17 protein-coding genes and 3 tRNA genes are annotated in these 22117 nt (G+C 59.9%); 14 read left to right on the top strand and 6 right to left on the bottom strand.

Annotated features, from left to right (window positions below):
- The first annotated feature begins 55 nt into the window (after window positions 1-55).
- The 3 genes from AAEZ09_RS18610 (at window position 56) to AAEZ09_RS18600 (ending at window position 2383) form a co-directional block, all read left to right on the top strand.
- The gene (locus tag AAEZ09_RS18610) at window positions 56-1738 is read left to right on the top strand and encodes an ABC-F family ATP-binding cassette domain-containing protein (protein WP_350600297.1); all 1683 of its coding nucleotides are present in this window, start codon (window positions 56-58) and stop codon (window positions 1736-1738) included.
- A gap of 44 nt (window positions 1739-1782) precedes the next feature.
- Entirely contained in the window at window positions 1783-2040 is a 258-nt protein-coding gene (locus AAEZ09_RS18605; RefSeq protein ID WP_082069131.1) for a hypothetical protein, read from the top strand.
- A gap of 112 nt (window positions 2041-2152) precedes the next feature.
- Entirely contained in the window at window positions 2153-2383 is a 231-nt protein-coding gene (locus tag AAEZ09_RS18600) for a hypothetical protein (RefSeq protein WP_045058296.1), read from the top strand.
- A gap of 580 nt (window positions 2384-2963) precedes the next feature.
- On the opposite strand, the gene AAEZ09_RS18595 is transcribed toward AAEZ09_RS18600, so the two are convergent.
- A tRNA-Leu gene (locus AAEZ09_RS18595) sits at window positions 2964-3050 on the bottom strand.
- 692 nt (window positions 3051-3742) lie between these two features.
- Here AAEZ09_RS18595 and AAEZ09_RS18590 point away from each other — a divergent pair.
- Window positions 3743-4825 (top strand): acyltransferase family protein, encoded by a 1083-nt coding sequence (locus AAEZ09_RS18590; RefSeq protein WP_350600295.1) that lies wholly within the window; start codon window positions 3743-3745, stop codon window positions 4823-4825.
- Between the two features lie 73 nt (window positions 4826-4898).
- Here AAEZ09_RS18590 and AAEZ09_RS18585 read toward each other — a convergent pair.
- From AAEZ09_RS18585 to gacA, 5 genes are all read right to left on the bottom strand, one after another.
- A tRNA-Cys gene (locus tag AAEZ09_RS18585) sits at window positions 4899-4972 on the bottom strand.
- Window positions 4973-5019: 47 nt separating this feature from the next.
- A tRNA-Gly gene (locus AAEZ09_RS18580) sits at window positions 5020-5095 on the bottom strand.
- 63 nt (window positions 5096-5158) lie between these two features.
- Entirely contained in the window at window positions 5159-5719 is a 561-nt protein-coding gene (gene pgsA / locus AAEZ09_RS18575; RefSeq protein WP_045058294.1) for a CDP-diacylglycerol--glycerol-3-phosphate 3-phosphatidyltransferase, read from the bottom strand.
- Window positions 5720-5751: 32 nt separating this feature from the next.
- A complete protein-coding gene (uvrC, locus tag AAEZ09_RS18570) occupies window positions 5752-7575 on the bottom strand; it encodes an excinuclease ABC subunit UvrC (RefSeq protein WP_045058351.1) in 1824 nt (607 codons plus the stop codon).
- A 1-nt stretch (window position 7576) separates the two neighbouring features.
- Complete coding sequence (gene gacA, locus AAEZ09_RS18565; protein WP_082069126.1) at window positions 7577-8218, bottom strand: response regulator transcription factor GacA; 642 nt, start codon at window positions 8216-8218, stop codon at window positions 7577-7579.
- A 679-nt stretch (window positions 8219-8897) separates the two neighbouring features.
- Between gacA and AAEZ09_RS18560 the strand changes: the two genes are divergently transcribed.
- From AAEZ09_RS18560 to AAEZ09_RS18515, 10 genes are all read left to right on the top strand, one after another.
- Window positions 8898-9965 carry a 3-deoxy-7-phosphoheptulonate synthase gene (locus AAEZ09_RS18560; RefSeq protein ID WP_350600294.1) on the top strand — a complete coding sequence of 356 codons (1068 nt, stop codon included), beginning with the start codon at window positions 8898-8900 and terminating at the stop codon, window positions 9963-9965.
- 228 nt (window positions 9966-10193) lie between these two features.
- Window positions 10194-10475, top strand: coding sequence for a peptidylprolyl isomerase (locus tag AAEZ09_RS18555; protein ID WP_045058291.1), 282 nt, complete (start codon window positions 10194-10196; stop codon window positions 10473-10475).
- A 136-nt stretch (window positions 10476-10611) separates the two neighbouring features.
- Window positions 10612-12480 (top strand): extracellular solute-binding protein, encoded by a 1869-nt coding sequence (locus tag AAEZ09_RS18550; RefSeq protein ID WP_350600292.1) that lies wholly within the window; start codon window positions 10612-10614, stop codon window positions 12478-12480.
- On the top strand, window positions 12480-13541 hold the full coding sequence (locus AAEZ09_RS18545) for a microcin C ABC transporter permease YejB (RefSeq protein WP_205892837.1): 1062 nt from the start codon (window positions 12480-12482) through the stop codon (window positions 13539-13541). The genes AAEZ09_RS18550 and AAEZ09_RS18545 overlap by 1 nt, the downstream gene beginning before the upstream one ends.
- Window positions 13541-14563, top strand: a complete 1023-nt coding sequence (locus tag AAEZ09_RS18540; RefSeq protein WP_205892838.1) for an ABC transporter permease — start codon at window positions 13541-13543, stop codon at window positions 14561-14563. Before AAEZ09_RS18545 ends, AAEZ09_RS18540 begins: the two co-directional genes overlap by 1 nt.
- A gap of 16 nt (window positions 14564-14579) precedes the next feature.
- Window positions 14580-16163 carry an ABC transporter ATP-binding protein gene (locus AAEZ09_RS18535; protein WP_045057560.1) on the top strand — a complete coding sequence of 528 codons (1584 nt, stop codon included), beginning with the start codon at window positions 14580-14582 and terminating at the stop codon, window positions 16161-16163.
- Window positions 16160-17578: a sigma-54 interaction domain-containing protein gene (locus AAEZ09_RS18530; RefSeq protein WP_350600291.1), complete on the top strand. Its 1419-nt coding sequence runs from the start codon at window positions 16160-16162 to the stop codon at window positions 17576-17578. Before AAEZ09_RS18535 ends, AAEZ09_RS18530 begins: the two co-directional genes overlap by 4 nt.
- Window positions 17579-17870: 292 nt before the next feature.
- Window positions 17871-19262, top strand: coding sequence for a GntP family permease (locus AAEZ09_RS18525; RefSeq protein ID WP_045057562.1), 1392 nt, complete (start codon window positions 17871-17873; stop codon window positions 19260-19262).
- Between the two features lie 7 nt (window positions 19263-19269).
- Window positions 19270-20043: a 3-hydroxybutyrate dehydrogenase gene (locus tag AAEZ09_RS18520; protein WP_045057563.1), complete on the top strand. Its 774-nt coding sequence runs from the start codon at window positions 19270-19272 to the stop codon at window positions 20041-20043.
- Window positions 20044-20143: 100 nt separating this feature from the next.
- Window positions 20144-22099 carry an acetoacetate--CoA ligase gene (locus AAEZ09_RS18515; RefSeq protein WP_350600289.1) on the top strand — a complete coding sequence of 652 codons (1956 nt, stop codon included), beginning with the start codon at window positions 20144-20146 and terminating at the stop codon, window positions 22097-22099.
- The last annotated feature ends 18 nt before the right edge of the window (window positions 22100-22117 follow it).

The following is a 22117-nucleotide window of genomic DNA, read 5'->3' as shown; positions in this document are numbered from 1 at the left end:
GCGACAAGCCGCCCACGGCGCTTGTTGATCTTCTCGACATTTTCCGGAGGTGCCGATGACTCACGTCACGCGTCTGCCTGCACTCGTTTCCCTGAACCAACTGGGCTTTCAATTCGCCGATGGCGAAACAGTTTTTCACGACCTCAATTTAAGCTTTGATCACGTCCACACGGCCATCGTCGGTCGCAACGGCAGTGGCAAGAGCGTGCTGGCGCGCCTGATTGCCGGACAGCTGCAACCCTGCTCGGGCACCCTGACGGTCCAGGGTCAGGTGGCCTATGTGGCGCAATCGTTTACCGATGCACCGGGACACACCGTCGCCGATGCCACCGGTACTCGTGAAGTGTTGCAAGCGTTGGCCAGAGTCGAGCTTGGGCACTTCGACGAGGCGGACCTGCAAGCCCTGGCCGGGCGCTGGGATCTGGCTGCCCGCCTGCGCAGGCAGCTCGACGAGGCGGGGCTTTGCCACGTCAAACCGGATACGCCCACCCACACCTTGAGCGGGGGTCAACGAGCGCGGGTCGCTCTGATCGGTGCGTTTCTGGGTGAGGCACAGCTGATCGTCCTGGATGAGCCCACCAACCACCTGGACGATCAGGGGCGCGGTTGGCTGACAAATCAGTTTGCACAGTGGCGCGGCGGCCTGATCGTGGTCAGCCATGATCGACACCTGCTGAGCGGTTTTGCCCGAATCGTCGAAATCAGCCCACTCGGCGCCAGGCTCTTTGGCGGTAATTATCGCGAGTTTCAGGCGCAGCGAGAGATTGAACAAGCCGCGGCACGCGCAGAGCTCGATCAGGCCCGCGCCGAGCGCAAACGCGAGACCAGCCGCCTGCAGCGAGAGCATGACACTGTGCAGCGACATGCTGCCGCCGCCCGAAGAAAAGCGGACATCGCCAACGTCTCGGGCTTCGAGCGGGGAAAAATCAAGAGCGCGGCCAGGGATGCCATGGGTCCGGTTCGCCAGGGGCATCAAGCGCGCAAAGACGGCCTGGCGGCCAGGGTGCGCGATGCCAGCGCCAACGTTGTGGTCCAGGAAAGTGTCCTGGTCAACTTGCCCGGCAGCCGGGTGCCGGCCGGTCGCCAGGTACTGACACTGGTCGATGTGCACCTGAACCACGCCGGAACTGCCCAATACGCAGTGGAGGACATGGGCCACGCCGCTGCAGGAACGGCCGCCGGCCTGACCTTGGCCATCGCAGGCCCGGTACGCATCGCAGTCAGCGGGCCCAACGGTTGCGGTAAAACCACCCTGTTGCGCACGCTGGCCGGGCACATCGCCCCGCGTAGCGGTCAGTGCCTGACCCACGTCCCGAGCGCCTTGCTCGATCAGCACCTGGCACTACTCGATGACCAGCGCTGCGTGCTGGAACAACTGCATGCGCTCGATACCCCGATACCAGTAGACAGGCTGCGTAACCACCTGGCGCACTTACACCTGAACGCCGACCGAGTCACGCGACCCAGTTGTTCGCTGAGCGGCGGCGAGCGCCTGAAGGCCGCCATCGCCATCGCGTGCTGGGGCAAGACGCCTGCGCAGTTACTACTGCTCGATGAGCCTACCAACCACCTTGACCTTGAGTCCGTGGAAGCTTTTGAGACAGCCCTGCAGAATTTTCCCGGCGCGATTGTCGCAGCCTCCCATGACGCACATTTCCTCGCCGCGCTGGCGCCGACCCACCTCCTCAAATGGCACCCGCAGGGCTGGTTGCTGGCCCCGAATATGCCGGACTCGTAGAGCTTTGGCCCCGCGGATTTTTTGCACGATTGCAAATGGCTTCTATAGTTGATGTGAACAAGAATCTGCGCGGTGGAGCCATGGAAGACATATTCGTCGTCAAGCGGTGCAACAAGATCATCATCCACGGACGCCGAGCCGGTGAAGTCAGCCATGCGCCACCCGATGCCTCGGTCTGGTACAGGGTGACGGACACTCGCACCCGCGGCTTCATCGGCGACGGATTCGATCTGGAAGAAGACGCGCGCCGTGAATGTCAGCGTCTCAACGACAGGTCCCGTGTGACGGTCCGACAGGGCTGAAGTACGGGTCTATACTTGAAGCGCTGACGGAGCGGCGTACCCATCGACAGACTGCTCGCACCTTGCGGGTTGTTTGCTGCCATTTACCAGGTTTCTTGAACGGAGGTGTGTCATGTCCGAAAAAGAGTCCATAACCACCCTGCTTACCCTGCTTGATTCACGCCAGGCGCGACTGGCGGCTGCGTGCAAGGAAATTGCCGACTGGGTTGATCATCAAGGCGGGCACCCAACTGCCCTGCGAATCCGCGATCGGCTCAATGACATTGAAAAAGACACGCCGCTGATCCGCAACACCCTGTCCTCACTGCGACCGGTTGACAGGCCGCTGCCGCGCTTCAGGTAGTAAGCACTGGACGCCCCGATGCAAGCGCTGTTCTGATTCAGGACGCATTAACGGCGACGTCACCGTCACCGTGTGCGTCCTTACCTGATGGTGGTTGACCTCTGTTTAACCGCTGAGTCTTGCGCCAGTTTTTTCACGCCTCTTTCACATCGAGTGCCCTACAGTGAATTCACTCCTTTGATGAATCCCCTTGGCCCGCCCGCATGCGGGTCATTTTTTTGCCTGGGATTCAGTGGGCGCCCAATCCAATGGAACGAGCCCGTTAAGCGCTTTTCAAATTCCATATGCCCCCGAATTGGCTTTGGGACGCTTCGCAGAGGCAATCCCGAGTAACAGAAAACTCCTGCTTTTGCTCGCCTGCCTGAGCCCAGGTGTCGTGGTAGCCCCGTTCTATTACGGAGCCGAGAATTTGCGGCAATCTAAAATCGACTGCAAGAGCGGCGGTGGCAGCTGGAAAGCCAAGTAGCGGCTGCGCCTCGCCCGGCCTGGATCATCGACCCTCACGCGAAAGGCGAGGTGTTTATGGAGGCGCAACAAAAAGTGCCTGCATGAAGTATCTCATGCAAGCCCTTGATATATATGGTGCCCGAAGCCGGAATCGAACCGGCACGCCCTTACGAGCGGGGGATTTTAAGTCCCATGCGTCTACCAGTTTCGCCATTCGGGCGGTAGCGCGGTCAAGCAGCCTGAATTTCACCAGTCACTCCTGGCAGATCCGACGCTTGTGCAGCAGAGATGGGAATATATACATCCCGACCGCGTGAAGCAAGTTCACAAGCCTCTTTTTCGAGACTAAATCTTTCAATCTCGCTGGTTAAATCTCTTGGCAAATCATGGATCTACAGCGCAATACTCGAGCAGCAGATGCAGTCGCGCGCTGGCGAGGGAGACCTGCAACGGTTCCAATGTGTGCTCCACCCCCGGCTGATTGCGCCGAAAAGCACCGGATGGGCTTAAATTGCATAGTGGCTGTTTACGAAACACCGGTGTAGGACTTACCACTCACTATTGATGTACTGAGTACTGAGATTATTTTCTGGCGTCATTATTGAGTCGATCGTCCATTCGTCACAACTCCACAAACCACCTTGCTCTTTCAAAGAGCACTGCTAACGTGTTATCACGCCGCGCGATTTGGTTAAGTCGTCATCTCGAGGATGGTAACTATCATTAGCCGCCATGTTGGCGTGTTGTCTATGACAACTCGATACTATGCAACTGTTTAACGCTCGGTTCTTCGATTGTTTGCTTTGCACGTATTACTGCCAAGCGTATTGGTATTATCAGACTGCGTCAGCCATATCGCCTTCCCCTCTGATTCGACGCCACCTTCCGAGCCACACTGATCAGGGTCTCGCCATGAATTCCTCGCCACAGGCTCCAACCGACAAGCTCGAAAGCGTTCAAATGCTGCGCGCTATCGCAGCACTCGCCGTGGTGTTTTTTCATATTCCGTTGTTTCGCAATGGCGACTGGGGCGTCGATATATTCTTTGTCATCAGCGGTTTTATCATGGCCATGGTCACCGGTAAATCAGGCAGCCACTTTTTTATTAAAAGAATTATCCGTGTCGTTCCGTTGTATTGGCTCGGCACCCTCGGTGTATTCGCAGTTGCCTTGTTGTTGCCGAGCTTGCTCGACAACACTACGGCCGATGGCGTCGGGCTGCTTAAATCGCTGTTCTTCATTCCGTACCAAAAAGGCGAGTACGTTCAGCCGCTGTTGTACTTGGGCTGGACTCTGAACTACGAAATGTTCTTTTATGCCTTGTTCGCCACTTCCATGGCCATCAGCCACCGTTATCGCCTGCTCATTTGCTCGGCCCTGCTTCTGGCATTAGTGGTGGCGGGCCACCTGGTGGCGTTTGACGCGCTAGTGGCCCAGTTCTACACACAGCAGATCCTCGCCGAGTTCGTCCTTGGCATGGGCTGCTACGCTTTCTACGCCCGCACCGCCACGTGGCGTGCCGACGGCACGACTAACGGCGCGCGCACTGTGCTCATCCTGATCGGCCTGGCTGCTCTGGTGTACATGCCCTTTGCCGTTGACTTGACCCACTGGCTGGGACGCGGGCTGGCCTGGGGTATCCCGGCTGCAGTTGTATTTCTCACACTGGTGCACGGGTTGGCGGGGCTGAATTTGCCTGGGTGGGTGGTATTGATCGGCGATGCCAGTTACTCCCTGTATCTATTCCACCCGTACGTACTGAAGGTCTTCAACAAGGTATTCCATGTTTTCGACGAGCCTGGCGCCCTCGCCTATCTGATGACGCCCGTAAGTATCGCTCTGTGCTGCATCGTGGCAATCGGTATTTACCGCCTGGTGGAGCTTCCAATGACCCATTGGCTGCGGGTCATGTTAATCGACAGAAGGAAGCTGCCCAGCCAACCGCCGGTCTTGCCCATGGGGACGGTGGGCCATAAAAGCGGCGTGGAAGGCTGATACGCTCAACCACCGCACTTTCCCGAAGCCAAAAAAAAACCCGTAACTCACTGAGTTACGGGTTTTTTAATAGTGGAGGCCGAGGTCGGAATCGAACCGGCGTAGGTGGATTTGCAATCCACTGCATAACCATTTTGCTACTCGGCCTCAAAACATTTGGTGTCGTGTAGCGCAACATCAAATGTGTACAAACTTGGAGCGGGAAACGAGACTCGAACTCGCGACCCCGACCTTGGCAAGGTCGTGCTCTACCAACTGAGCTATTCCCGCGTCTTGGTGTGGCGCATTCTATAGAATCCAGAAGCCCCGTCAACCCCTTGATTCAAAAAAGTTTTATTTCTTTTCAACCTCGGTCTTCAGATGTGGCCAGGCAGCCCGCAGGTACTGGACCATCGACCACAAAGTCAGGCCGGCAGATATCAGCAACAGCGCGTAACCCACCAGCACCCAGAAGGTGAAATCCGATGGATTGGCCAGCAGGATCACCAGCGCGAGCATTTGCGCGGCGGTTTTCCATTTGCCCAGGTTCGACACCGCCACATGAGCGCGGGCGCCGAGTTCAGCCATCCACTCGCGCAATGCCGAAACGACAATTTCACGACCGATGATCACGGCTGCCGGCAGCGTTAGCCACAGGTTGCCATGCTCTTGCACCAGCAGCACCAGCGCGACAGCAACCATCAGCTTGTCGGCCACGGGATCGAGAAACGCCCCGAACGGTGTGCTCTGCTCCAGACGGCGGGCCAGATACCCGTCCAGCCAGTCCGTCGCGGCGGCAAATGCGAACACCGACGCGGAGGCCATATAGCTCCACTGGTAAGGCAGGTAGAACAGCAAAATAAAGATCGGGATGAGCAGGACGCGTAGAACGGTAATCAGATTAGGGATATTCATCGGCACAACTGGCTACGAGGTGAGGTGGCATTCTACTCGCTGTGCAGATTTGCATAAATCAACTCTGCGAGCTTTTTACTGATTCCGGGTGCTTTGGCGATCTCTTCGATGCTGGCACGAGACAGCTCCTGCAATCCACCAAAATGTTTCAACAAATCACGACGACGGGTTGGCCCGACTCCGGCTACGCCTTCCAGCGTAGACGTCCGACGGGTTTTACCACGACGGGCACGGTGACCGGTAATAGCAAACCGGTGGGCTTCGTCGCGAATCTGCTGGATAAGGTGCAGCGCGGGGGAATCGCCGCGCAGGGTGAACTCATGGGCGGCGTCGTTGAGGTACAGGGTTTCAAACCCGGCCTTGCGGGTTGCGCCCTTGGCCACGCCCAACAGGATGAGGTCCGGCACCGCCAGTTCATTGAGCACGTCCCGGGCCATCGACAGCTGGCCCTTGCCCCCGTCCACCAGCAGGATGTCCGGCAGCTTGCCGTCCCCGTCCTTCAGCTTGCTGAAGCGCCGGGTCAGGGCCTGGTGCATGGCCGCGTAGTCATCGCCTGCAGTCACGCCTTCAATGTTGTAGCGTCGGTAGTCGGACTTGATCGGCCCTTCGGGGCCGAACACCACGCAAGACGCCACGGTCGCTTCGCCGCTGGAGTGGCTGATGTCGTAGCACTCCAGGCGTTGCGGCGGCTCGTCCAGGTTCAGTACTTCTGCCAAGGCATCGAAACGTGCTGCAACATGTTGCCGGTTGGCCAGCCGTGCGCCCAGGGCCTGTTCGGCATTGGTCACCGCTAATTGCTGCCAGCGCGCTCGGGTGCCACGCACCCGATGACTGATGGACAACTCACGACCACGCAGCTCTTCAATGGCGGCGATCAATGTCGGAAAGTCTTCGTGAACCACGTTGACGATCAATTCGCTGGGCAAGTCGCGTTCGGGACTGCTGATGAAGTAGTGCCCGAGAAAAGCGGCCATGACTTCTGAAACGTCTTCGTCGATACCCACCTGCGGAAAGAAATTCTTGCTGCCCAGGACCCGGCCTCCGCGCACGCTGATCAGGTGCACGCAAGCACCGCCCGGGTTGACGAACGCGGCGATGACATCCACGTCGCCGGTACCGCCTTCCATGCTCTGCTGGTCCTGAACCCGGCGCAGCAGGGAGATCTGGTCGCGCAGCTCAGCCGCGCGCTCGAATTCGAGATTGATCGCGGCTTCTTCCATGCCCGCGGACAATTCATCGGTCAACGCATTGCTGCGCCCCTCCAGGAACATGACCGAGTGCCTGACGTCTTCGGCATACACATCGGGCTCCACCAGGCCGACACACGGTGCCTTGCAGCGCTTGATCTGGTACTGCAGGCACGGTCGCGTGCGGTTCTTGTAGTAGCTGTCTTCACACTGGCGAACAAAAAAGGTCTTCTGCAGCAAACTCAGGCTTTCGCGGATGGCACCAGCGCTGGGGTAAGGACCGAAGTACTTGCCCTTGGCTTTTTTTGCGCCGCGATGAATGCTGAGTCTTGGAAACTGGCCATCCGAAAGGAACACATACGGATAGGACTTATCGTCGCGCATCAGGATGTTGTAGGGCGGTCGCCATTCCTTGATCAACGTCTGCTCGAGCAACAGCGCCTCGGTTTCGTTGGCCGTGATGGTCGTCTCGACCTGGGCAATACGCGCGACCAGCGCGGCCGTCTTTGGTGCGAGCCCCGACTTGCGAAAGTAGCTCGACAGCCGACTCTTGAGGTTCTTGGCTTTGCCGACGTAGAGCAGGCGCGCATCGCTGTCGAACATGCGATAGACACCGGGGCGCCCACTGACCGTGGACAGAAAAGCGCTGGGATCGAAAGTTTCAGTCATTTCAGAGGCTGGCATCGACCATGCCGTGACGAACCGCCAACAGCGTCAACTCGACGTCACTGCTGATCGAAAGCTTTTCGAAAATACGGTATCGGTAGGTGTTGACGGTTTTCGGGGACAGGCACAATTTATCGGAGATGATCTGCACCTTCTGGCACCCGACAATCATCAGCGCAATCTGGATTTCCCGCTCGGACAAGGCGTCGAACGGTGAATCGCTGGTAGGCTGGAACGATTTGATCGCCAGTTGCTGGGCAATTTGCGGACTGATGTAGCGCTGCCCGGCAAACACCAGGCGGATGGCCTGGACCATTTCCGGCAGCCCGGCACCCTTGGTCAGGTACCCCGCCGCCCCGGCCTGCAACAACCGGGTTGGAAACGGATCTTCCTCGCACACGGTCACCGCGACCACCTTGATGTCGGGATGGCTGCGCAACAGCTTGCGCGTGGCTTCTAGGCCGCCGATACCGGGCATCTTGACGTCCATGAGGACCACATCGGGTTTCAACTCGCGCGCCTTGAGCAGGGACTCTTCCCCTGACTCGGCCTGGCCGACTACTTGCAGGCCATCGATGTCAGCCAGCATTCGTGTAATGCCTGTACGAACGAGATCATGGTCATCGACTACTAGCACCCTAATCAAGCAGACACCTCACGCAATGGTCTTATTGGTTGCCGGACACCTTAGCAAAAAGCGACTCCCAGACCTAGCGCCAAGCGCCAACTAAAAAGTTTCAATTCGTCTTGGGAGGCTTGTCGTCTGCGCGTTTCAGCGAATCCTGCGACCGCGCGCAATTTCTGATTGAAACCGCCTGCCCGCCTCTAGTAAGCTCCCTGCATCCATCGGAGACAGACCATGACAAACACCCTTTCACAGCTTCGTACCGCCAGCGCCCTGCGCTCGGTTGCGGCTGCCCGGGTGAATGACGCCTGCGCTCCGGTCAGCTTTTATTTTGGGTATTGGTTTAGCCACTGGCGCGCCTGATACCCACACGGCGCCCACTTGAAACGGGTCGCCACCAGAGATTTCTCAACCCCCGGTCGGCCTCCCGACCGGGGGTTTTGTTTTTTCAGCTCCACACATTTTTTAGCGTCATACCAGACACCACGAGGATTACCCAATGAACTACGCCACTTATTACCGTTACGACATTTTTACCGCCTGGCGATTTACCAGCCTCCGCTCGGGACAGCCTGCCGCCTCCGATCGGTCACCCACAGGTGGCAAGCACACACACGCAGCCAATCCGGCTAATTGTCGAACACCCCAGTAGGGCCGAGCGCGCGGGAACGAACCCGCCCCTCGTCCAGGAAGCCTGAATATGAACTCGTCCGTCTCCGCCATGCCGCTGTCCACCCTGAGCCCTGCCAACGAAGCGCTGACACTGCGCCTGCCGAGCTCATTGCAACTCAAACAGCAATTGCCCCTCAGCAACACCCTGACGCAGCAAGTCGCCGCCCATCGCGACGCCGTCCGGGCGATCCTCAACGGTGAAGACTCCCGTTTGCTGGTGATCGTCGGTCCCTGCTCGATCCATGACCCGCAATCAGCCCTCGAATACGCCGCCCACCTTGCACGCCTCGCCACGGAAGTCAGTGACGAGATGCTGCTGGTCATGCGCGCCTACGTCGAAAAACCACGTACGACCGTTGGCTGGAAAGGCCTGGCCTACGATCCGGAACTGGATGGCAGCGACGACATGGCCGGCGGCCTGGCGCTGTCGCGGGAATTGATGCGCGAAATGCTTCGGCTCGGTTTGCCGGTCGCCACCGAGTTGCTGCAACCGATGGCGGCAGGCTACTTCGAAGACCTGCTGAGCTGGGTGGCCATAGGCGCGCGGACCACTGAGTCGCAGATACACCGGGAAATGGCCAGCGGCCTGAGCATGCCGGTCGGTTTCAAGAACGGCACCGATGGCGGCGTCGGCGTCGCCAGCGACGCGATGCGCTCAGCCGCCCACCCGCACCGCCATTTCGGCGTTGACAGCCAGGGGCACCCGGCAATCATCCAGACCCCGGGCAATCCGGACACTCATCTGGTGTTGCGTGGGGGCCATAGCGGCCCGAATTACGATCGCACCAGCCTGGCCCAGGTGAACAGTGACCTCAGTCGCTTGAAGATCCCGACCCGGATCATGGTCGACTGCAGCCACGCTAACAGCGCCAAGGATCCGCTACGGCAACCGGCGGTGTTCAATGATGTGCTCGAACAACGGCTGCAAGGCGACCGCTCGCTGATTGGCATGATGATCGAAAGCCATTTGTTCGAAGGCTGCCAGCCACTGGGCGCGTCCCTGCGTTATGGCGTGTCGGTCACGGATGGGTGCCTGGGTTGGAGTGCAACCGAGCAATTGCTGCGCGAGGCGGCGCAAAAGCTGCGTAGGAGCTGAGTAGGAGCTGAGTAGGAGCTGACGAGTGAAACGAGGCTGCGATCTTTTGACCCTGCGTCTTTACATGCCCACACACCCATTTTCGCCGTAACGAATCTGACCACAGCTCCGAACCGGCGGACTGCCTGCGCCAGGCCGCCTCATAGAACCGATGGAACTTTGAGAAGAATTGGGCCACTGAATCCGGTAGGCTCACCACTTTACTGAACATTGATTGGAGTTTTTCCCATGCCTAAAGCTACTGCCCGTCACATCCTCGTTGCCAGCGAAGCCAAGTGCAACGAACTGAAAACCCAGATCGAGGGCGGCGCAGACTTCGCCGAAGTCGCCAAAGCCAACTCCACTTGCCCTTCCAGCCGCCAGGGTGGCGACCTCGGTTCGTTCGGCCCGGGCCAGATGGTCAAGGAATTTGACACTGTAGTGTTCAGCGCGCCGATCAACACGGTGCAAGGCCCGGTCAAGACCCAGTTTGGCTATCACCTGCTGGAAGTGACCAGCCGCCAGGACTGATCAGTCCGCGCAGCTTTCACCACGACGGCCCGCCCTTTGGTGGGCCGTTGTGTATGGGACGATCAATTCGGCTGGCGAGGGATGCGCCGCTAGCGTACAAATTACGGTTATCGACCGCCCGGCTCTAAGGCTGACAATGCGACTGGCTTTCCCTACTGTGCTATTCACTGCCGTGGCCCTGTTGTTTGGCTCCGCCGGTGTGAATGCAGCACCGCAACATGCACTGACCGTGTACGGCGAACCCGCCAAGTATCCTGCCGGCTTCAGCCACTTTGCCTACACCAATCCCCTGGCCCCAAAGGGCGGCACCTTGCGCCGTTCGGCGGTCGAGATCGGTCACTTCGACCACATGCTGCCGTACATCGACAAAGGCATCGGTGTCACGCAGATCGACGGCATGCTCTACTCGCCCCTGGCCCAGCGCTCGATGGACGAGCCCTACACCGTGTATGGCCTGGTAGCGCAACAAATGGAACGCTCTGATGACGGCCTGTCCCTGCGTTTCTACCTGAACCCGAAAGCGCGTTTCGCCGATGGCACGCCCATCACTGCCGAAGACGTGCGCTATACCTTCGAACTGCTGATGACCCAGGGCAGCCTGCGCTATCGCAGCCAGTTCGCCGACGTCAAAGGGGTGGAGATCGAATCGCCGCTGACGGTTCGGTTCGATTTCAAGAGTAACGAGAACCGCACCCTGCCCCTGGACATCGCTACCCTGCCGGTATTCCCCGAGCACTGGTGGAAGACTCGCGACTTCGCTGCTGGTGGCGGCTACGAGGCACCACTGGGCAGCGGCCCCTACAGGGTCGGCAAAGTCGATGCCGGGCGCAGCATCACGTTCGAGCGCAACCCCGACTGGTGGGGCAAGGACTTGCCGGTGAGCCGTGGGCTGTACAATTTCGACCATTTCAGCATCGAGTATTTTGGTGATACCGACGTGGCGCGGCAGGTGCTGCGCGGCGGCGCCTATGACTACAACCGCGAGTTCTCCGCCACGGGTTACTCCATTGGTTATGACAGCCCCGCCCTGCGCGACGGCCGATTGCAAAAAGCCCACCTGGCTACCCAGGCACCGCAACCGAGCCAGGGTTTCGTGTTCAATTTGCAAAACCCGATGTTCCAGGATCGGCGCACGCGCCAGGCATTGGCCATGCTCTGGGATTTCGAATGGAGCAACCGGCAGATGATGCGCAACCTGTACATACGCCAGCAGAGCTTCTTTTCCAACACCGAACTCGCCGCCCGGCATCTGCCGGACGCTGCGGAACTGGCGATACTCGAGCCGTTGCGCGGGCAGATACCCGACGAGGTGTTCACCCAGGTGTTCGAAGCGCCGAAAACCGATGGCAGCGGAGTCATCCGCGACAAACAGTTGCAGGCCCTGGAGCTGCTTGAACAGGCCGGCTGGAAACCCGAGGGCGATCAATTGGTGAATGCTGAAGGCAAGCCGCTGAGCTTCACCTTCCTTGTCAGCCAGAACGGCATTGACCGCTTGCTGCTGCCTTACAAGCGCACGCTGAAGCAGATCGGCATCGACCTGAACATCCGCCGCATCGATGCCTCCCAGTACGTCAACCGCCTCATGAGCCGTGACTACGACATGATCGTCACCGGTTACCCGGTCAATACGTCACCCGGTGGCGAGCTGCTCAACTATTTCGGCTCGGCCTCGGCCAACGACCCGGGCGCCAACAACTACATGGTGCTCAAGAACCCTGCGGTGGACAGTTTGGTGAACGGCCTGATCCGCGCCTCGACCCAGGCCGACATGCTGCGCTACGCCCACGCCCTGGACCGGGTACTGCAGTGGAACTACTACTGGATCCCCAACTACTATCCGCCGGGCACTTCCACCGTCTGGTGGAACCGTTTCGGCATGCCCAACGAGCAGGCGAGCAATGACGAAGCCATCGAAAGCTGGTGGGAAATGAGCACCACGCCCCTGACCAACCAACAGATGACCGCCGAGCGCATCAGCCGCAGCAAACCCGGAGGGCCTCATTGATGTGGGCTTATACGTTACGGCGTCTGCTGCTGATCATTCCAACCCTGGTGATCATCCTGCTGGTCAACTTCGTCATCGTTCAGGCCGCACCTGGCGGTCCGGTCGAACAGGCCATCGCGCACCTGCAAGGCATCGGCGGTGCGAGTGTCGGCGGCGGTTCCGGCGATGCACCGTCGGGCAGTTCCCGGGCCAGTCGCGGGCTCGACCCGCAATTGATCAAGGAAATTGAAAAACAGTACGGTTTCGACAAACCGGCCCATGAGCGGCTGTGGCTGATGCTCACCAGCTATGCGCGACTGGACTTCGGCAAGAGCTTTTTCCGCGGCGCCACGGTCACCGACCTGATCCTGGAGAAGATGCCGGTCACCATCTCCCTGGGCCTTTGGGCCACGCTGATCACCTACCTGGTGTCGATCCCGCTGGGCATCCGCAAGGCGGTGCACCACGGCAGCCCATTCGATATCTGGAGCAGCACCGCGATCATCATCGGCTATGCGATGCCGGCGTTCCTGTTCGCGATGTTCCTGATCGTCGTGTTCGCCGGTGGCACCTCACTGAACTGGTTTCCGGTGCGGGGCCTGGTCTCGGACAACTTCGAATCGCTGTCCACCGTGGGCAAGATCGCCGACTACTTCTGGCACCTGGTGCTACCGGTCACGGCGCTGGTCATTGGCGGGTTCGCCACCCTGACCATCCTGACCAAAAACTCCTTTCTCAACGAAATCACCCGCCAATACGTGGTCACCGCACGCGCCAAGGGCATGAGCGAACGCCGGGTGCTGTACGGCCATGTGTTTCGCAACGCCATGCTGCTGGTGGTTTCGGGCATTCCCCAGGCGTTCATCAGCGTGTTCTTCGCCGGCTCGCTGCTGATCGAGGTGATCTTCTCCCTTGATGGCCTGGGCCGCATGAGTTACGAAGCCGCCGTCTCGCGGGACTACCCGGTGGTCTTCGGCTCCCTGTTCATCTTCACGCTGTTTGGCCTGCTGATTAAACTGATTGGCGACCTCTGCTACACCCTGGTCGACCCCCGTATCGACTTCGCCGCGAGGAACGCCTGATGTTCAAGCTCTCGCCGCTGGGTCGTCGGCGCTTCGAACGCTTTCGCAAAAATCGTCGCGGCTGGTGGTCGTTATGGCTGTTCATCGGTCTGTTCCTGCTGACCCTGGGCGGCGAACTGATCGCCAATGACAAACCACTGGTGGTCAGTTACCAGGGCGAACTGTATTTCCCGGCCTTCAAGCGCCACACCGAGCAGGAGTTCGGTGGGCAGCTGCCGTTTCAGGCCGATTACCGCAGCGAATATGTGCAGAAACTGATTAAAAAGGATGGCGGCTGGATGCTGTTCCCGCCCATTCCCTTCAGCGCGGACACCCCTAATTACGACCTGAGCAAACCCGCCCCCAGCCCGCCTTCGAGCGAGAACTGGCTGGGCACTGACGACCAGGCTCGCGATGTGTTGGCCCGGGTGATTTTCGGTGCGCGGGTGTCGATTCTGTTCGCCCTGATGTTGACCGTGGTCAGCGCGCTCATCGGCATTGCCGCCGGCGCCTTGCAAGGTTATTACGGCGGTTGGGTAGACTTGCTCGGTCAGCGCTTGCTGGAGGTGTGGTCCGGGTTGCCGGTGCTGTACCTGCTGATCATTCTCTCGGGGTTCGTCGAGCCCAATTTCTGGTGGCTGCTGGGGATCATGGCGCTGTTCTCCTGGCTGGCCCTGGTGGACGTGGTGCGTGCCGAGTTCCTGCGCGGACGCAATCTCGAATACGTCAAGGCTGCGCGAGCGCTGGGGCTGACCGATCGAAAGGTGATCGTGCGGCACATCTTGCCTAACGCCATGAATGCGACTTTGAGCTATCTGCCGTTTATCCTGACCGGCGCGATTTCCACGCTGACGGCCCTGGACTTCCTCGGTTTTGGCATGCCCGCCGGGAGTGCATCCCTGGGCGAACTGATTGGCCAGGGCAAACAGAACCTGCAGGCACCCTGGCTTGGGCTGACGGCGTTTTTCACCCTGGCACTGATTCTTTCCTTGCTGGTTTTTATCGGTGAGGCATTGCGCGATGCTTTTGATCCGCGATCTTGAATGACGGACCGTTGATATGAGTAACCTGATCGAAATCCGTGACCTCTGCGTGGCCTTCAGCGGCCAGACCGTGGTGCGCAATCTGTGCCTGGACATTCGCCCCGGCGAATGCCTGGCACTGGTAGGCGAGTCCGGCTCCGGCAAATCGGTGACCGCGCATTCGATCCTGCAACTGCTGCCCGAGACCGGCACCGAGACCACCGGCAGCATCCGCTATCATGGCAAAGAGCTGCTCGGCGCCGACCCCAAGGTGCTGCGCGAATTGCGCGGCAACCGGATAGCGATGATCTTCCAGGAGCCGATGACGTCGCTCAACCCCCTGCACAGCATCGAGAAGCAGATCGGCGAAGCGCTCCTGCTGCACAAGGGCCTGACCGGCAAACCGGCCCAGGCACGTATCCTCGAGTTGCTGCACCTGGTGGGCATTCAAAAACCTGCGGAGCGGCTCAAGGCCTACCCGCATCAACTGTCCGGGGGGCAACGGCAACGGGTCATGATCGCCATGGCCCTGGCCTGCGAACCGCAGCTGCTGATCGCTGACGAGCCCACCACCGCGCTCGACGTCACGGTGCAGCGCAAGATTCTACTACTGCTCAAATCCCTGCAGCAGCGCCTGGGCATGTCCCTGTTGCTGATCAGCCACGATTTGAACCTGGTGCGCAGCATCGCCCAGCGCGTGTGCGTGATGAAGGCCGGGGAGATCGTCGAACAGGCGCCCTGCGAAACCCTGTTCAACGAACCGAAACACCCCTACAGCTGCGTCTTGTTGAATGCCGAGCCGGAAGGCGAAGCATTGCCCCGGGACGAGCGCGAGAATGTGCTGGAAGTCGATGACTTGAACGTCAAGTTCCTGCTCGGTAGCGGGCTGTTCCAGCGCAAGACCTACCTGCACGCCGTCGATGGCATCAGCTTGAACATCCAGCGCGGCAAGACCCTTGGCATAGTCGGCGAGTCCGGTTCGGGCAAGTCGACATTGGGCCAGGCGATCCTGCGCCTGCTCGACTCCGAAGGCAGCATCCGCTTTCAGGGCGCGGCGCTGGACGGTCTCACGCAAAAACAGCTAAGGCCATGGCGCAAGAAAATGCAGGTGGTGTTCCAGGACCCCTTCGGCAGCCTGAGCCCTCGCATGTCGGTGGCGCAGATCATCAGCGAAGGTCTCGAAGTGCACAGCCAACTGAGCGCTGATGAATGCCAGGCCGAGGTGATCCGGGCGCTGGAAGAAGTCGGCCTGGACCCGCAAAGTCGCCATCGTTATCCCCACGAGTTCTCAGGCGGCCAGCGCCAACGCATCGCCATTGCCCGGGCGCTGGTGCTGAAACCGGCGCTGATCCTGCTGGACGAGCCGACCTCGGCACTGGATCGTACCGTGCAAAAACAAGTGGTCGCCCTGCTGCGTCAGCTCCAGGAAAAACATGGCCTGACGTACCTGTTCATCAGCCACGACCTGGCCGTGGTTCGCGCGCTGGCCCACGATATGATCGTGATCAAGGACGGCAAGGTGGTGGAACGCGGGGCCAGCCATGAGGTGTTCGATTCACCGCAGCATCCGTATACCAAGGAGTTGCTGGCCGCGGCGCTGCTTGGCGGGCCCCCATCATGAACACCACCGAAAGCCTCAAGGACTACCAGCGCGTGCGCCTGCTGGCGATCCGCTCGCTGTTCGAGATCATCGAGCAATCGAGCGAAGGCACGGTAATAGTCGACCGCGATGCCAACATCGTCTGGATGAACGAGCGCTACGCCCGCCGCTTTGGCCTGGAATCGGCTGAAGTGGCTATCGGCAAGCCATGCGAAAGCGTGATCCCCGGCAGTCTGCTGCGCGAGGTGGTGCGCACCGGCCGGCCGATCCTGCTCGACATGCAGGACACCCCCAAGGAGCCGCTGGTGGTCATGCGCCTGCCGATCCATGACGATACCGGTGTGGTGATCGGCGCCATCGGCTTTGCGCTGTTCGACGAGTTACGCAGCCTCTCGCCCATGCTCAAGCGCTACATGAGCATGCAAGAGGAACTGGCCTCGACCCGCTCGTTGCTGCGGGCACGCCAGAGCAAGTACAACTTTGCCCACTTTATTGGCACCAGCACCGCGACCCTCGAAGTCAAGCGCCGTGCCCGACGCGGTGCCAGCGCCGATTCTCCAGTGTTGCTGCTCGGCGAAACCGGCACCGGCAAGGAATTGCTCGCCCAGGCGATCCACGGCGCGTCACCCCGGGCCCACAAAGCCTTTGTCAGCATCAACAGCGCGGCCATCCCCGAAGCACTGCTGGAAGCCGAATTCTTCGGCACCGCTCCCGGTGCGTTTACCGGCGCAGACCGCAAGGGTCGCATCGGCAAGCTGCAATTGGCGCAAGGAGGCACGCTGTTCCTCGACGAGATAGGCGATATGCCCCTGCCCCTGCAGAGCAAGTTGCTGCGCGTGCTTCAGGAGAAGGAGTTCGAGCCAGTGGGCTCCAACGAAATGATCCAGAGCGATGTGCGCGTCATCGCGGCGACTTCCACGGACCTGGAAGCGGCGATCAAGCGCGGCGAGTTTCGTGCCGACCTGTATTACCGCCTCAATGTCTTGCCGATCCATGTGCCGCCGTTGCGTGATCGCCCAGGCGACCTGCCAGCCCTGAGCGAGGCGATCCTTGAAGAGCTGCGCAGCCAGCATGAACTCAACCAAGAGGCCCTGGCGCTGTTGGCGCAACACGCCTGGCCGGGCAACATTCGTGAATTGCGCAATGTGCTGGAGCGGGCGGCATTGCTCAGTGATGATCTGATCCTCGACGCCCAGGAAATACGGGCGGCAATCGGCACGTTGACCCCGGTGGAGCGTGCGGCGCCACCGGTGATCGTGACAGCTGCGCATGAGACGTTCAGCCAGGCGCGGGAGCGTTTTGATCGACAACTGATTGAATCAGCCCTGGCGCAATGTAGCGGCAAGGTCAGTGATGCGGCAGTACTGCTGGGGTTGGGGCGGTCGACGTTGTACAAGAAGATGGTCGCTTTGGGGATTGCCGAGTCTCCAATATGAGACATGGGTCTCTATTGGTAGATAGACCCTCATCGCGGGCACGCCTTGCTCCAACAGGTGCGAGGCCTAGCACAACTGTTGCAGTCTTCAGGGTTCTGTAGGAGCAAGGCTTCCCCTCGATGGCTCCCCCACAGCCGAAGCAATTCTCAAATCCGAGACAAAAACCTTCACGCTAATCTCAATGAAACAACATTTTCCTTATATTTCAATGAGTTGTACCACTGGCACGAAACTCGCTAAAGCGTCTCCTACCAAGCCTCACCCAAAAAAATAACAATTCAGGAGACACACCATGAGTGTGATCATCGCCTTGGCAGCCCTGGCGCTGCTAATGCTGGCCGCCTACCGCGGCTACAGCGTCATCCTCTTCGCCCCTATCGCCGCCCTCGGCGCCGTCCTGCTCACCGACCCTTCCGCCGTTGCACCTGCCTTCACCGGCGTGTTCATGGAAAAAATGGTCGGCTTCATCAAACTGTACTTTCCGGTATTCCTGCTCGGTGCGGTGTTCGGCAAGCTGATCGAGCTGTCCGGCTTTTCGCGCTCTATCGTCGCCGCAGCGATACGCATGCTCGGCACCCGCCAGGCGATGCTGGTGATTGTGATGGTGTGCGGGCTGCTGACGTATGGCGGCGTGTCGCTGTTTGTCGTGGTGTTCGCGGTCTACCCGTTCGCCGCCGAAATGTTCCGCCAGAGCAATATCCCCAAGCGCCTGATCCCGGCAACCATCGCCCTCGGTGCCTTTTCGTTCACCATGGACGCGCTGCCCGGCACTCCGCAAATCCAGAACATCATCCCCAGCACCTTCTTCAACACCACCGCATGGGCAGCGCCCTGGCTGGGATTGATCGGTTCCATATTCGTGGTGTGCGCCGGCATGCTGTTCCTGCAGCGCCAGCGCAACAAGGCCCAGCGCGCGGGCGAAGGCTATGGCACCGAGCTGCGCAACGAGCCGGAGACAGCCGAAGACATCAAGCTGCCAAACCCCTGGATCGCCCTGTCGCCACTGTTGGCCGTGGGCGTCATGAACCTTCTATTCACTCACTGGATTCCCCAGTGGTACGGCAAGACTCATAGCCTCGCCCTGCCGGGCATGAGCGCACCGGTCACCACCGAAATCGCCAAGCTCACAGCGATCTGGGCGGTGCAGGCTGCCCTGCTGATCGGCATCCTCATGGTTCTGGCATTTGGCTTCAAGGCGATTCGCAGCAAGCTCGCCGAAGGCAGTAAAAGTGCTGTCAGCGGCGCGCTGCTGGCAGCCATGAACACTGCCTCGGAATACGGTTTTGGCGCAGTGATCGCTTCGCTGCCGGGCTTTCTGGTATTGGCCGACTGGCTCAAGAACATCCCCAACCCCCTGGTCAACGAGGCGGTTACCGTGACCTTGCTCGCGGGGATTACAGGCTCGGCGTCCGGGGGCATGAGCATTGCCCTGGCGGCCATGTCAGAACAATTCATCAGCGCAGCCAATGCCGCCAACATTCCCCTGGAAGTGCTGCACCGGGTGGCCGCCATGGCCAGTGGCGGCATGGACACCTTGCCGCACAACGGCGCGGTGATCACCTTGCTGGCCGTTACCGGCCTGACGCACCGGGAAGCTTACAAAGACATTTTCTGTATTACGCTGATCAAGACCCTGGCGGTTTTCGTGGTCATCGGCACTTTCTACGCCACTGGCATTGTGTGAGGTATTCATGACCACTCTTTCGGGCAAGACCGCACTGGTTACCGGTTCCACCAGCGGCATTGGCCTGGGCATTGCCCTGAGCCTGGCCAAGGCCGGCGCCAACGTGGTGCTCAACGGCTTTGGCGATGCCACGGCAGTGATCACCCAGGTAGAGCAATTTGGCGGCAAGGTAGGCCATCATCCGGCTGATGTGAGCGATCCATCGCAGATCGCCGAGATGATCGCCTACGCCGGGCGCGAGTTCGGCGGCATCGACATTCTGGTGAACAATGCCGGCATCCAGCACGTCGCGGCCGTGGAGGATTTTCCCGTAGAGCGCTGGGATTCGATCATCGCGATCAATCTTTCGTCGGTGTTCCACAGTACGCGCCTGAGCCTGCCCGGCATGCGCGCGAAGAACTGGGGGCGGATCATCAACATCGCCTCGGTGCATGGCCAGGTGGGTTCCACTGGCAAGGCTGCGTATGTGGCTGCCAAGCATGGGGTCATTGGCTTGACCAAGGTGGTCGGCCTCGAAACCGCGACCACCGGGGTGACCTGCAACGCGATCTGCCCAGGCTGGGTGCTGACGCCGCTGGTGCAGAAACAGATCGATGATCGCATTGCCAAAGGCGTTGACCCGCAGCAGGCGCAGCATGATTTGCTGGCGGAGAAACAGCCGTCCCTGGAGTTCGTCACGCCGCCGCAACTGGGTGAACTGGTGCTGTTCCTGTGCAGTGACGCGGGCAGCCAGGTGCGGGGGGCCGCTTGGAATATCGATGGTGGGTGGTTGGCTCAGTAGCCAGGTAGGGCCAAAGTCTGCTCCCTCAGGCTATATGCAAGACCTGTGGGAGCAAGGCTTGCCCGCGATTGGATTTCAAAATAAAAAAAGAGGCCAAGCCATGTCCACCATCCTTTGGCAACCCGATGCCGACCGCATTGGCAAGACACGCATGGAAGCGTTTCGGCGCTTTATCAATCAACGCCATCACCTGCATGTCGATGACTACCCTGCCCTGCACCAATGGTCCATCGATCAGCGCGCGGACTTCTGGCAAGCCATTGTCGACTTTTTCGACATCCGCTTTCACCAGCAACCGGACTGCGTGCTGCTCGAAGGCGCACAGATGCCCAGCGCCCAGTGGTTCCCCGGCGCCACGCTGAACTTCGCCGAGCACCTGTTGCGGCGCCGCGACGATGCGGTGGCCGTGGTCGCCATCGCAGAAAACGGTCAGCGCGAACAGCTGACCTGGGCGCAACTCAGTGAACACGTCGCCGGATTGCAGAACAGCCTCAAGGCTGCCGGCGTCGGCCTGGGTGACCGGGTGGCCGCATGCATGCCCAATACCTGGCAAACCCTGGTGGCGATGCTCGCCACCACCAGCCTGGGGGCCATCTGGTCCTGCTCCTCACCTGACTTTGGCACCCAGGGCGTGATCGACCGCTTTGGCCAGATCGAACCAAAAGTGCTGATCACCTGCGCCGGATACCGCTACGCCGGCAAGGACATCGAGCAAACCGTCAAGGTCAATGAAATCCTCGTACGGCTGCCGTCCTTGCAACAGCTGATCGTTGTTCCTTACGCTCGGCCACAGGCGCGTATCGACGACTTCCATACTCCGGCCAATGTCAGCCTGTGGGAAGACTTCTACGAAGTCGGTGGCGAGCCTGATTTTATTGCCGTGCCTTTCGCGCACCCGCTCTACATCCTCTACTCCAGCGGCACCACCGGCGTACCCAAGTGCATCATCCACAGCACCGGTGGCGTGCTGCTGCAGCATGTGAAAGAACATGGCCTGCACGCCGACCTGAGAGTCGGCGACCGGTTGTTCTACTACACCACCTGCGGCTGGATGATGTGGAATTGGCTGGTCTCGGCCCTGGCGGTCGGCAGCGCGGTGGTGCTGTACGACGGTTCGCCGTTCCATCCAGGTCCGGAACGCCTGGTCGACCTGATTGACGATGAAAGCATCAGCGTCTTTGGCACCAGCCCTAAGTTTCTCGCGACCCTGGAAAGCAGCGGCCTGAAGCCCCGGCACAGCCACGACCTGGGCAGCCTGAAAACCCTCCTGTCCACGGGTTCGGCCTTGTCGCCGCAAAGCTACGACTACGTCTACCGCGACATCAAGAGCGACCTGTGCCTGGCCTCAATGTCTGGGGGCACCGACATCGTCTCGTGCTTCGTCATCGGCAACCCGCTATTGCCCGTGCGCCGTGGCGAAATGCAGGGCAAGAGCCTGGGTATGGCCATTGAAGTGTGGAACGACGAAGGCCATCCGGTCATCGGCGAGAAAGGCGAGCTGGTGTGTACCCGGCATTTTCCGGCGATGCCGATCGGATTGTGGCATGACGCCGATGGCGAGAAACTGCGGGCCTCCTATTTCAGCCAGTTTCCCGGCGTGTGGGCCCAAGGCGACTACGCCGAGCAACTGGTGCATGGCGCAATGATGATCCACGGCCGGTCGGACGCGGTACTCAACCCGGGCGGTGTACGCATCGGAACGTCAGAGATCTATCGCCAGGTCGAAAAAGTCCCTCAGGTCGTGGACGGCGTGGCCATCGGTCAACAGTGGCAGGATGATGTGCGGGTGGTGCTGTTCGTGAAACTGCGCGAGGGAGTGTCGCTGGATGAAGGCCTGCAACAACAGATTCGCCAGATCATCCGCGCCAATACCACGCCACGGCATGTTCCGGCGAAGATTGTCGCGGTCACCGACATTCCTCGCACCATCAGCGGCAAAGTGGTGGAGTTGGCGGTGAGGAATGTGGTGCATGGGCAGCAGGTCAAAAACACCGATGCACTGGCCAATCCCGAGGCGCTGGAACAATACCGCAACCGCCCCGAATTGCACAACTGACAAACCAGTCACGTAGGA

The organism is Pseudomonas sp. 65/3-MNA-CIBAN-0223 (assembly GCF_040310425.1).
In the GTDB taxonomy this organism is placed as follows: domain Bacteria; phylum Pseudomonadota; class Gammaproteobacteria; order Pseudomonadales; family Pseudomonadaceae; genus Aquipseudomonas; species Aquipseudomonas gregormendelii.
This window is presented reverse-complemented; position numbering and strand designations above follow the sequence as displayed.

Coding starts and splice junctions, on each gene's coding strand:
- AAEZ09_RS18610 (WP_350600297.1), top strand. CDS start 56: ATGACTCACGTCACGCGTCTGCCTGCACTCGTTTCCCTGAACCAACTG.
- AAEZ09_RS18600 (WP_045058296.1), top strand. CDS start 2,153: ATGTCCGAAAAAGAGTCCATAACCACCCTGCTTACCCTGCTTGATTCA.
- AAEZ09_RS18590 (WP_350600295.1), top strand. CDS start 3,743: ATGAATTCCTCGCCACAGGCTCCAACCGACAAGCTCGAAAGCGTTCAA.
- pgsA (WP_045058294.1), bottom strand. CDS start 5,719: ATGAATATCCCTAATCTGATTACCGTTCTACGCGTCCTGCTCATCCCG.
- uvrC (WP_045058351.1), bottom strand. CDS start 7,575: ATGACTGAAACTTTCGATCCCAGCGCTTTTCTGTCCACGGTCAGTGGG.
- AAEZ09_RS18560 (WP_350600294.1), top strand. CDS start 8,898: ATGAACTCGTCCGTCTCCGCCATGCCGCTGTCCACCCTGAGCCCTGCC.
- AAEZ09_RS18555 (WP_045058291.1), top strand. CDS start 10,194: ATGCCTAAAGCTACTGCCCGTCACATCCTCGTTGCCAGCGAAGCCAAG.
- AAEZ09_RS18550 (WP_350600292.1), top strand. CDS start 10,612: ATGCGACTGGCTTTCCCTACTGTGCTATTCACTGCCGTGGCCCTGTTG.
- AAEZ09_RS18545 (WP_205892837.1), top strand. CDS start 12,480: ATGTGGGCTTATACGTTACGGCGTCTGCTGCTGATCATTCCAACCCTG.
- AAEZ09_RS18540 (WP_205892838.1), top strand. CDS start 13,541: ATGTTCAAGCTCTCGCCGCTGGGTCGTCGGCGCTTCGAACGCTTTCGC.
- AAEZ09_RS18535 (WP_045057560.1), top strand. CDS start 14,580: ATGAGTAACCTGATCGAAATCCGTGACCTCTGCGTGGCCTTCAGCGGC.
- AAEZ09_RS18530 (WP_350600291.1), top strand. CDS start 16,160: ATGAACACCACCGAAAGCCTCAAGGACTACCAGCGCGTGCGCCTGCTG.
- AAEZ09_RS18525 (WP_045057562.1), top strand. CDS start 17,871: ATGAGTGTGATCATCGCCTTGGCAGCCCTGGCGCTGCTAATGCTGGCC.
- AAEZ09_RS18520 (WP_045057563.1), top strand. CDS start 19,270: ATGACCACTCTTTCGGGCAAGACCGCACTGGTTACCGGTTCCACCAGC.
- AAEZ09_RS18515 (WP_350600289.1), top strand. CDS start 20,144: ATGTCCACCATCCTTTGGCAACCCGATGCCGACCGCATTGGCAAGACA.